General features: G+C 55.2%; 8 protein-coding genes. 1 reads left to right on the plus strand and 7 read right to left on the minus strand.

All coding sequences use genetic code 11. The features are described from left to right. From PZA18_RS22820 to PZA18_RS22835, 4 genes are all read right to left on the minus strand, one after another. Nucleotides 1–278, minus strand: a 278-nt coding sequence (locus PZA18_RS22820) for a hypothetical protein (RefSeq protein WP_284103202.1), incomplete at its 3' end; no start/stop codon positions are given. 479 nt (nt 279–757) lie between these two features. Continuing rightward, a complete protein-coding gene (locus PZA18_RS22825) occupies nt 758–1198 on the minus strand; it encodes a hypothetical protein (protein ID WP_284103203.1) in 441 nt (146 codons plus the stop codon). A gap of 206 nt (nt 1199–1404) precedes the next feature. After that, a complete protein-coding gene (locus PZA18_RS22830; protein WP_284103204.1) occupies nt 1405–1869 on the minus strand; it encodes a hypothetical protein in 465 nt (154 codons plus the stop codon). Between the two features lie 7 nt (nt 1870–1876). Beyond that, on the minus strand, nt 1877–5452 hold the full coding sequence (locus PZA18_RS22835; RefSeq protein ID WP_284103205.1) for a LysM peptidoglycan-binding domain-containing protein: 3576 nt from the start codon (nt 5450–5452) through the stop codon (nt 1877–1879). Nucleotides 5453–5660: 208 nt separating this feature from the next. Between PZA18_RS22835 and PZA18_RS22840 the strand changes: the two genes are divergently transcribed. Continuing rightward, a complete protein-coding gene (locus PZA18_RS22840; RefSeq protein WP_284103206.1) occupies nt 5661–5882 on the plus strand; it encodes a hypothetical protein in 222 nt (73 codons plus the stop codon). Nucleotides 5883–6164: 282 nt separating this feature from the next. On the opposite strand, the gene PZA18_RS22845 is transcribed toward PZA18_RS22840, so the two are convergent. From PZA18_RS22845 to PZA18_RS22855, 3 genes are all read right to left on the minus strand, one after another. Continuing rightward, nucleotides 6165–6716: a hypothetical protein gene (locus PZA18_RS22845; RefSeq protein WP_284103207.1), complete on the minus strand. Its 552-nt coding sequence runs from the start codon at nt 6714–6716 to the stop codon at nt 6165–6167. Between the two features lie 207 nt (nt 6717–6923). Next, nucleotides 6924–7295, minus strand: a complete 372-nt coding sequence (locus PZA18_RS22850; protein WP_284103208.1) for a hypothetical protein — start codon at nt 7293–7295, stop codon at nt 6924–6926. Between the two features lie 6 nt (nt 7296–7301). Continuing rightward, the coding region (locus PZA18_RS22855) for a LysM peptidoglycan-binding domain-containing protein (protein ID WP_284103209.1) at nt 7302–11491 on the minus strand (4190 nt) is incomplete at its 5' end.

Genomic DNA, 11491 nt, shown 5'->3' on the forward strand with positions numbered 1-11491 from the left:
CGGCGGGTGTCAATCAGGCTGCTGCGTTCAATGCCTTCGACATTGGCGTTCCGGGTCAGGTCGGGCGCCAGCCGCAGGCGGGACGGCTGGTGCCAGGCCGGGCCGACACCGCGACCGCCATCGAGCAGATAGAGGTAATCGGCTCCGTTGGTCTGGCGCAGGACGATCAGCTCGCCTTCCACGCTGCGCGGGCTGGCCTGCACCGCGCTGACGACATCAATCTTGCCGGCCGTCACATGGAAGTTGAACCGGCCGCGTGATTCAGGGCCGAATCTCAATTTATTCTGTTAAAGAACAAAGTTTTATTGCAGGGGTGATTCAAGTTTATTTAGTAAATCGTCGTTCGCCTTTGTTATCAGAACAACACCACAACAATCATCCCCACCAAAACCTGAACGGCTGGATGCCAAAACAAATTTTGGAAAATGAAAACCCGTTTATCCATCCACTCAAACATATTGAGCATTTCGAAGCATGGGAGGGCTTGTTGACGGGGATTAAAATACGGCGTTAGCCCAATTCAAAACCCAAGCAAAACCTGAAGGAAACCCAAGACAAACCACTGACCGGAGATTAGGATGGATTGTGACGCCTGCACAGCTAAAATCAGGCTATTTACTCTACATTTCGACTCGAAAACCAGCAGAAATTGCGGGGAATTTCTGCTGATTTTTGAATCCATACCTTCTCCCTATCATAAAAATGATCGGAAGAAGGGAATAGCAAACGGCTAGCGAGCGCACAGGCAGGACAACGATCAGATCACTTTATACAAATTTGGATCAAGGTAGAACACAGAATCTCCAACGTCTAAAAATTTATGTTCTTTCCTCACTGAAGTCCCTAGCAAAAGAAATTTATACAAAACATTGTATAAATTATCCACATCAGGGAAGCTCTCTCTTTTTTCCCTATGACAGGAAATCCATTTTACACACGAAAAGGCTAGCATTTGGCGATATATCCCACCCTTCATTAAAGGGGCCATAAATTCATCCAGCTCAGACCAATCTGTATCGTCAGCCAAGAGTGCTTTCGAAAAGTCAATGAATGGCCATCCTGATATTTCATATTTTTCAGAAATGGACAGGGCACAAACAAGATATTCTTTAAAGAAGAGTGATCCTTCTTCGTTATTTTCTTCACTGACATTAGCTATATCCAATATCAATGATTTTGCCTTTTCAATGCAAGTCATCTATGTCTTACAAAATAATTCTTGTCAGAAAGTTAAAATTTGATTTTCCAGTTGCTGATCCATGTCTGCCAAAGCTCTTTGTTATGTCTGGGCGTGGGGCTAGGCCATTGATCAAAATCCAGCAGAAATTGCGCGGAATTTCTGCTGGATTTTGAATAAAACCCTTTTCTCAATCAGAAGTCGAACGAAAAAAGAGAGAGAAATGGCTAGCGGTTATGCAGCCGTGATATCTCGAATACAACTGGCTTGGTTAAAGTCAGGCCAACTTCAGCCAGTTCACTTCCCCAATTATCATAGACCACTTGATACCCTTGCAAATAAAAATCCTTCCAATCCCTAACATCCCATTTGCTTGGCAACGAAAAGCCAAAATCGTCACCATGCAACTCCAATAGAGCATCATCCCCATTGAAATTTTCATCATTTAAAATCCTAAGCAACTCCTTTGCAACCTCAGCTTTATGAGCAGTTGTAAAATTTCTAGTAATTTCATTTTCAAAAAGATTCTCTTTAAACAAAAATCTAAGATCATCTCTATTGTTTGGGTCGAATTTATTTAAATACTCCCCAAAGTCTTCTTCTCTATCATAAACGTCAAATAGAGATAAAAAATATTGTGGCGTCACATTGAAGTCAATGCTAGTCCCAGGTATTTTCAAGACCAATTTCATCTCCTTATTATCTGGTTGGATAAGCAGTGTATGGAAGCAAAGTATTTTTATCCAATGGGACCAACCATCCATTCATAACGGGATGAAAATTTGGGTTCTGGATATCGGCATTATTTTTTGTAAACCCTCGACCAACCCCAGTTCTGTAGTAACCACTCACAGCGGGTTTGTTTGGGTTGTTATTAATAAATCCATTATATGCTGTGAGTCCTCTAGAGGATCTGGTCACACTCTCGTTAAGTACATTCATTTCTGTAACCCAATCATTAAATTGCGAGCTCGGCTGCGGAAAATTTCCCGGCACAGCTGGGTTTCTTGGGTGTGCGCCATCAATTGATCTTTGCCTCAAATTAGGAGTAAGTGGAATATCCGGGGCATGCTTGTCTACAAAGTGCGGGTTCAGCCCTGGATATTTCTTATCCAAATCAGATTGAAGTGCACGCACCCACCGTTCAGCATTGCTTTCACGCATTGCCAAACGCTGTTCACTGCTCAAATGCGCGTACTTACCTCTTAACGCATTCATTCGGGTCAGCATCTCATTCTCCGGCAACACAAAGTTATCCGGCAGCATGTGGTCAGGCGTTACCACCCTTGGCGTTACTGTCCTGCTGGGCAAGGCGATGGTCTTGCTGGGGATGGCTGTGAGTGGCGTAAGCCCGAATATACCCTCCCCCGTCTGAAGGAATGCCATGGATAGCTGGCTCAGGTTACCTGTCTCCACGGCATGAACGAAGCGTTGACCCGCCACGTAGAGGTTGTTCGGTGCATTGAGCAGTCCCAGACCTCCACCTTCTACCAACATGAACGGCGCGATGACGGTGGCACCAAAGCCATACCCTATCTTGCCCAGCGCTGACGTATTCGGGTCTCGATAGCCAGCGGCAACTTTGTTGTATTCGTTGGTAAAGAAGCCTTCAAACGGCGTGTATCCGTTCTCCAGGGCATAGACCGGGTTGCCTGGGGTGTACATTTCGGGTTCGCCCGCTGAGAACCGTGAGCTGAGCCCGTAACGCAAGGCGTTTTCAGGGGTCGGCGCCAATGAGTAGTCGTTGACCGCTACGTAGTTGTACACATCCTCCAGGTGGCTGCGACCCAGTGCAGCGGCCAGATGCTCGACGGTTGGCGTCAGCTTGAGATCGTTTTCCAAGGCATAGTCGGTAAGGCTCTGCGCCTCCACGGTGATACCCATTGATAGGTCGTAGCCACCCACTGGGCCCGCTGGGCCGGCATGGCCAGCGATCGCGCCATAAGGCAAGCGGCCAGCTACCGGCGGTTGCTTGCGACGCGGTGCGCCGGTGAAGGAGCCGCCAAAGTCCTCATCGAGATCTTGCTCAAAGTCTTCAGAGGTTCCTCCCCCCACGTAGATGTAGCGACCGGCGTCCTGGTCGGCCGCACTGTTCTGCTCGCCCGCCTTGCCCCGTATCGGCCGGTTATCTTCCCCCTTCACCTGATTCTTGATCATGTCACCCAGAGTGTTACCCACCGCCTGCGGCAGGGTGTTGCTCCAGCTGAAGTGGCCGGTGCTGATCTTCTGGCTGACGGCAGTGTTGACGAGGTTGACCGCCAGGCTGCGGCTGGCCTGGTTGAACAGGTCGGCTTCGGCAAAGCCTTTAGACAGGCTTTCCTGCGTGGCTTGCCAGTTATTGCCGTACTGAAGGTTACCGATGCCTTGGTTGACGGCTTCGCCAACCATTGCCCCCACGGTGGAACCCGCCACATCGCGCCAGCTGAACGAGGTCATGCCCAGCGCTGAGCCGATGCCTTGGGTGAGGGTGCTGGCCGCGAAGGCACGGATGCCGGTGCTAAGGATGTTGCTGGTGGCGCTGGATGCGGTGGCGGCAGCATTGGCGGTACCCACACCATTGGCGGCACTGGCACCCGTGCCCATAGCCTGGCCGATACCTCCCGTAATGGCCCCGCCCAGAGCGGCCATGCCAACTTGGTTCCAGTTGAAGCTGTTCTGCACGCCCATCGCCATGCCAGCAGCTTGGCTGGCTACGGCTCCCGCCGCTCCTCCTACTGCCCCACCTGCGATAGCCGATCCAAAGTAGGCCGATGCTGCGCCGGCCGTGTAAATCGTCACAATCACGGCAATCACGATCATGATGATCTGCGCCGCGCCACAGGGGTCGGCGCCGGGTACCGGCACATTGGCTGGCACCAGGCTGCCCAGGGCTTCGCTCGGGTTGTAGGGCCGGAAGCTGTCGGCGCCGTGGCGCAGGTTGATCACCTTGTTCGGGATGGTCAGCACCCGGCCGGCGCTCAGGCTTTCGCTGCCCGAGAGGCCGTTGCTGTCGGCCAGCATCGTCCACAGGCTGGCATCGCCCCACAGGTTGCGGGCAATGTCTTGCAGGGTGTCGCCGGCCTGCACGGTGTATTGGCCCGGGGTCGGCAGCGGGTTGTTGGGGTTGACCGACTGGTAGTGGCGGTAGAAGTCCACCGACGTCACCGCCTGGGCGGTGGTGGCCGGTTTCTCGGTATTGCCACGCTGCACCATCTGGTTGAACCCCTGCACATAGCTTTGCCGGATCAGCGAGCTGGGCGTGCCTTCCTTACGGCTCTGCCGGATCTCGCCGATCTGGGTGCCGTTGCTGTAGTAGAGGCTGGCGCTGTGGCTGTCTGCCTCGTCCAGTGCCAGGTGCTCGCGGTGCAGCAGCTGGCCTTGCGGGTTGCTGTAGTACCAGCTGCTGGCAATGGCCTTGCGGGGGTCCTGTACTGCCGGGCTCCAGCTGTCCTGCCGTAGCAGGTGGCCGCTGGCGTTGTAGCGCAGCAGGGCATCGGCCCGTTCTTTGCCTTCGATCTGGCTGATGACGCGGACTTCCTTGGCGCTATCCCACCACTGGTAGCGGTAGTCGGTGGTGCCGGTGATTTTGATATGGGGGTCGTTGTCAGCCGGTGGCTGGCCCTCCCGTGCCGCCAGGAAGGTGGCATAGCTGGCGTAGGTACGGGTTCGCAGCAGCGCGCCGGTTTCGCGATGGTAGAAGTAGTGGGTGTGCTGCCCGCCCAGCAGTTGATCGGTCAAACGGCCGTTGCTGTCGTATTTGTTGTTGATCTGGCCATCGGTCGGCTGGCCTGTGCTCTGGTCATGGATCTTGACCACCCGGCCATAGCCATCGAGCCAGCGCAGGTGGTTGCCGTTTTCGTAGCCCCTTGAGACGGTCTGGTAGAGCTGGCCGTCGCCGGTGTAGGTGTAGGTCTCGGTGACGCCGCTGGTGCCATCGGGGTTGGTCTGCAGCTTGCCCTTCTCGTATTTCTGGAAGGTGCTGGTCCGGCGCAGGCCGGAACGGCTGTACTCATATTTGGTGCCGATGCGGCTTACCGATTCGGCCACGCCCTCGACTTTGCTGGCCTCGGTCAGCAGGTTCAGGTGGTTGTAGGCATAGACCTGGGTTTCGGTCTGCTCGCCGCTGGCACTCGGGTTGCGGGTGGTGGTCTGGCGGATATTGCCGTTGGCGTCGTAGACGTACTGGACGCTGACCTCACGCTGATCGAGCCGGCGCTGGCCGTTGTCGGCATACGACCAGCGCTGGGCGATCACTTCCTGCATCCGGTTCTGGCTGTCGTAGCGGGTTTCGCTCATCTGCCGGGTGATGCCGTTCTGGCTGACCTGCCGGGTGTAGACGGTGTTCCATTCCTGGGTGCGGTTGCCGGCGGCATCGTAAGCGTATTCGACCAGGGTGTTGTTGTCGCCGCTGGTATCGCGTACGGCCTTGAGGTTGCCGTGGCCATAGTAGGCGTAGCGCAGGTCCTGGCCGGCGTTGTTGGTCTGGCGGATCAGGCGGCCGGATATGCCCCGCCCACGCCATCGAAACCGCCGCCAAACTGCAAGACATTTTGTTAAAGAACAAAGTTTTATTGCAGGGGTGATTCAAGTTTATTTATTGAATCGTCGTTCGCCTTTGTTATCAGAACAACACCACAAAAATCATCCCCACCAAAACCTGAACGGCTGGATGCCAAAACAGGTTTTTGAGAATGTAAATCTGTTTACCAATCCACCCCAAAAATAGCACATTTCGAAGAATGGGAGGGCTTGTTGACGGGGATTCAAATACGGCGTTAGCCCAATTCAAAACCCGACAAAAACCCAACTCAAACCCGATGATTCGACTGACCGGAGACTCGAAGGGGTTGTGATGCCTGCACAGAAAAAATCAGGCTATTTATTATACATTTCGATTCAAAAACCAGCGGAAATTACAGGGAATTTCTGCTGGTTTTTGAATCAACCCCTCCTCATTACCAAGAATTGACTGGGAGAAGGGAGTGGGAAATGGCTCGCGGATGCGCGATCAGGAAACCCTATCTTCTACGAAATAAATCCGAATATAAGTTACAACCTGATCGGGATCATCCTCTAATGGGCTACTAGTTCCGCCAATACTAAATCCAGAGTAATTTTTGCCCACTGGATAAAATAGCTCATCTCCAGAGTCGAATTCAATTTGGCAATGTTTAAGGATCGAGACAACAGGGCTCCCAAGTCCAATATCACCCCACACTTTCCCTTTGTAAGAGCAGAGTTTTGCACCATAAGTCAAAGATGCAACAAGATGCGTTAACAGCCTATCTTCAAACCCAATAGCGAAAACCTCATCGAACTCAGACGTATTTGGATTTCTACTATTAACATCCCGCAAAAGAAATCCCCCATTTACAACCTCCACCAACAGCAACGGAGAGTTCGTAAATTCCACCTGAAACTGCTCATTGATGTCTTTGCCACTTACTTTGTTCTGCTCCAGCAACGACCAAACTTCATCTTGCCCCATGCCTAGGTGCAAACCCATCATGGCCTTTCCAGGCACAATTGGGGCGGCCCAATCCAGATCTGATTGCATCATTCCACTCTCCATGTTCTGGTTATTGGGTCATATATAACTGTGCATCCAAAATCAGAATATTTACCCTACATTTCGAGTCATAAACCAGCAGAAATTGCGGGGAATCTCTGCTAGTTTTTGAACCCACCCCTTCTTCCGATCAAAAAATGATGGGGAGAAGGGGTGGGGAAAACGGCTAGCGGTCGTGCGGGCAGGACAGCAGGACAGCTAATTTCTATGCCCCTCATGAATGTAATTTCCTGAGCAGATAGGGCATTGAATGGGATGATGGTAGAGCTTATGCAACTCGCAATAACTTACCTTATAGTCAGGGCTGCAATCGTGTTCCGTAAAAACAGCAGTCTCATTCAGCGCAAATGATGGCAAGGCCCCTAATAACTTAGGTAGTTCATTCCAGCCATAGCCTGTATATATTTGGATATACCGGCCAGCCTTGACTGCCGGAGAGATGGCGCGAAATGCTTCCATCTTTGTTATCGACAATTGACTCGAAATCCATTCAGCTACGAAGGAGGAGGCACTTACCTCCACCTTGGCCCAAATATCAAAGTCTGCGGGATCGTTCATCAATTCATTCATGGTTCATTACCTTTGCTTTCGTATAGCAACGCCATCAACCACTGTGTAGTCAAGGTTGTGGCTAGTCACATCAAATCGGAACGGAGGTAATACATTTCCGTCGGGGCGAGCCCCAGGTATAACCACAGAAGACCGCTGAGGAGATCCCGCATCAATGAAACCTCGAAGAACTCCTTGATCACCACGCAACTCCAACCGGCCAGAACTGATTAAGGAAGGACTAGGGGCATGTACCTCGACATTCCTCACAGGATCAAACCAGTATCCACTAGCGCTCGCAGTCCCTTTAGGATGAGTGTGGTTGATTAGAATTTTATTGGCACCAAATTCGCCAACACTTACGCTACTTGGTCCGCCGGAATACAAAGTGTAGTAACCGCCGCCACCATTTTTCCCAGGGCCAAGCGTGTAGACAGTGGAAAATTCAACGCCATGCTTCTCTGAGAGATTTATCATCTGCTCTATCGATGGGCGGCGATTAGTAATGACTCCAGCAGGGCCGGGGAGCCCTTCCCCTGCACGGGCGCCATATAGTAAATGATCAATCGAGCCCGGCTCCTGCAGTTGCATCCCTCTGCCAGGAATCCCCCCCATCCTAGCCACACCCACCAAACGCCCCAACCGAGCGAACCCCACTTCCGGCAACAAAGTCGTCGCCAGGAACATCGGCAATTCATTCTGTATCGGCGCTAGCGCTTCTCTAGCTCCGGGTGCCATATAGTTGGTATGTACACCAAAGTCGTCCCGTATAACTGCTGGGTCGCTATACATGCCCTTTAGTTGCAGGAATCTCTCAGCTTCCGCCCCTTTGGCCATGAATTCCGCTGGCGTCATCCGGGTTAGGTAAGAGCCAGGACGGAAGACCACACTGCGGCCCGGTTCGGACGCAATCAGATCGGGTTTTGATAGTCCAAATTCCAGATCTGAACCATAGCTATCAGAGATATTCAGCAGCGACTGTTCGCCGGCACTCTCTGCTTGGCTTGCTGCTCTGGCTTCTGCAAGCAGGGCTTGACCTACAGAGGTGTCCAATGCCGTGCGCATGGAAAGCTCTGTCGCAGTTTGTATCGGGTTGACCGCAAAACGTGCCAGGTCAGCCAAGGTGATTGGGTTCTTACCAGCCTGTGCGCGCATGCTTGCTGTCAAGGCATTGAGTGGCGACTGCATACGGCTACGTTTTCCCGGTTGATAGTTGGCTCGGCTGTATACGTAGTCCTCATCTCCGAAGCCAAAATCATCCTCATCAAAGCCGGTGTATCTCGCAACTTCCGGGATTGAGGGTTTGCGTGCGCCTTCGGGCAACAGGTGGTGATTGTCCTGCTCGCCCGCCTTGCCCTGTACCGGCCGGTTGTCCTCCCCCTTCACCTGATTCTTGATCATGTCACCCAGGGTGTTGCCCACGGCCTGTGGCAGGGTGTTGCTCCAGCTGAAGTGGCCGGTGCTGATCTTCTGGCTGACGGCAGTGTTGACGAAGTTGACCGCCAGGCTGCGGCTGGCCTGGTTGAACAGGTTGGCTTCGGTAAAACCTTTGGACAGGCTTTCCTGGGTGGCTTGCCAGTTATTGCCGTACTGGAGGTTGCCGATGCCTTGGTTGACGGCTTCGCCAGCCATTGCCCCCACGGTGGAACCCGCCACATCGCGCCAGCTGAACGAGGTCATGCCCAGCGCTGAGCCGATGCCTTGGGTGAGGGTGCTGGCCGCGAAGGCACGGATGCCGGTGCTGAGGATGTTGCTGGTGGCGCTGGATGCGGTGGCGGCAGCATTGGCGGTACCCACACCATTGGCGGCACTGGCACCCGTGCCCATAGCCTGGCCGATACCTCCCGTAATGGCCCCGCCCAGAGCGGCCATGCCAACTTGGTTCCAGTTGAAGCTGTTCTGCACGCCCATCGCCATGCCAGCAGCTTGGCTGGCTACGGCTCCCGCCGCTCCTCCTACTGCCCCACCTGCGATAGCCGATCCAAAGTAGGCCGATGCTGCGCCGGCCGTGTAAATCGTCACAATCACGGCAATCACGATCATGATGATCTGCGCCGCGCCACAGGGGTCGGCGCCGGGGACCGGCACATTGGCCGGCACCAGGCTGCCCAGGGCTTCGCTCGGGTTGTAGGGTCGGAAGCTGTCGGCACCGTGCCGCAGGTTGATCACCTTGTTCGGCACGGTCAGCACCTGGCCGGCGGAGAGGGTCTCGCTGCCCGAGAGGCCGTTGCTGTCAGCCAGCAGGGTCCACAGGCTGGCATCGCCCCACAGGTTGCGGGCAATGTCTTGCAGGGTGTCGCCGGCCTGTACGGTGTATTGGCCCGGGGTCGGCAGCGGGTTGTTGGGGTTGACCGACTGGTAGTGGCGGTAGAAGTCCACCGACGTCACCGCCTGGGCGGTGGTGGCCGGTTTCTCGGTATTGCCACGCTGCACCATCTGGTTGAACCCCTGCACATAGCTTTGCCGGATCAGCGAGCTGGGCGCGCCTTCTTTACGGCTCTGCCGGATCTCGCCGATCTGGGTGCCGTTGCTGTAGTAGAGGCTGGCGCTGTGGCTGTCTGCCTCGTCCAGTGCCAGGTGCTCGCGGTGCAGCAGCTGGCCTTGCGGGTTGCTGTAGTACCAGCTGCTGGCAATGGCCTTGCGGGGGTCCTGTACTGCCGGGCTCCAGCTGTCCTGCCGTAGCAGGTGGCCGCTGGCGTTGTAGCGCAGCAGGGCATCAGCGCGTTCTTTGCTTTCGATCTGGCTGATGACGCGGACTTCCTTGGCGCTATCCCACCACTGGTAGCGGTAGTCGGTGGTGCCGGTGATGGTGACATTGGGGTCGTTGTCAGCCGGTGGCTGGCCCTCCCGTGCCGCCAGGAAGGTGGCATAGCTGGCGTAGGTACGGGTTCGCAGCAGCGCGCCGGTTTCGCGATGGTAGAAGTAGTGGGTGTGCTGCCCGCCCAGCAGTTGATCGGTCAAACGGCCGTTGCTGTCGTATTTGTTGTTGATCTGGCCATCGGTCGGCTGGCCTGTGCTCTGGTCATGGATCTTGACCACCCGGCCATAGCCATCGAGCCAGCGCAGGTGGTTGCCGTGGTCGCCACCGGTTGAGACGGTCTGGTAGAGCTGGCCATCGCCGGTGTAGGTGTAGGTCTCGGTGACGCCGCTGGTGCCATCGGGGTTGGTCTGCAGCTTGCCCTTCTCGTATTTCTGGAAGGTGCTGGTCCGGCGCAGGCCGGAACGGCTGTACTCATATTTGGTGCCGATGCGGCTCACCGATTCGGCCACGCCCTCGACTTTGCTGGCCTCGGTCAGCAGGTTCAGGTGGTTGTAGGCATAGACCTGGGTTTCGGTCTGCTCGCCGCCGGCACTCGGGTTGCGGGTGGTGGTCTGGCGGATATTGCCGTTGGCGTCGTAGAGGTACTGGACGCTGACTTCACGCTGATCGAGCCGGCGCTGGCCGTTGTCGGCATACGACCAGCGCTGCGCGATTACTTCCTGCATCCGGTTCTGGCTGTCGTAGCGGGTTTCGCTCATCTGCCGGGTGATGCCGTTCTGGCTGACCTGCCGGGTGTAGACGGTGTTCCATTCCTGGGTGCGGTTGCCGGCGGCATCGTAGGCGTATTCGACCAGGGTGTTGTTGTCGCCGCTGGTATCGCGTACGGCCTTGAGGTTGCCGTGGCCATAGTAGGCGTAGCGCAGGTCCTGGCCGGCGTTGTTGGTCTGGCGGATCAGGCGGCCAGCGCTGTCGTACAGGTATTGGTAGACATGCCGGCCCTGATCGGTGCGCCGCAGCTTGGCCCCGTTCTGGCCGGTCACTTCCACCGTGGTATTGGTGTAGGCACCGTCGAAACGGTAGACGTGCTCGCCGGCATTGTCTGCGGTCCAGCCGCGTTCGGCGACCTCTCCCCGGCGGGTGGTGGTCTGCAGGTAGTAGTGGGTGCTGTTCGGGTCCACAAAGCCAACCGGCTTGTTGCTCTTGCCGTACTGCTGGTTATCAAAGCCGTTGAGGGTGGTCCAGGCGTAGTCGTAGTAGGTGTGCTGGTTGAACTGCACGCTGTGCACCACCCGGCCCAGCACGTCGTAGTCGGTCTGGCCCAGGTCTGCTGTGGCCGCCACGCTGCCGCCGGTGTAGCTGACGTGCTGGCGGATGCGGTTGCCCGAGAAGTCGTACTGATAGGTTTCGACCGGGGTGACCGCTTCGGTATTGCCACCCGGGTTGTCGCCGACACCGC

Origin of the sequence: Parachitinimonas caeni (assembly GCF_030129945.1) — a bacterium.
Lineage (GTDB): Bacteria > Pseudomonadota > Gammaproteobacteria > Burkholderiales > Chitinimonadaceae > Parachitinimonas > Parachitinimonas caeni.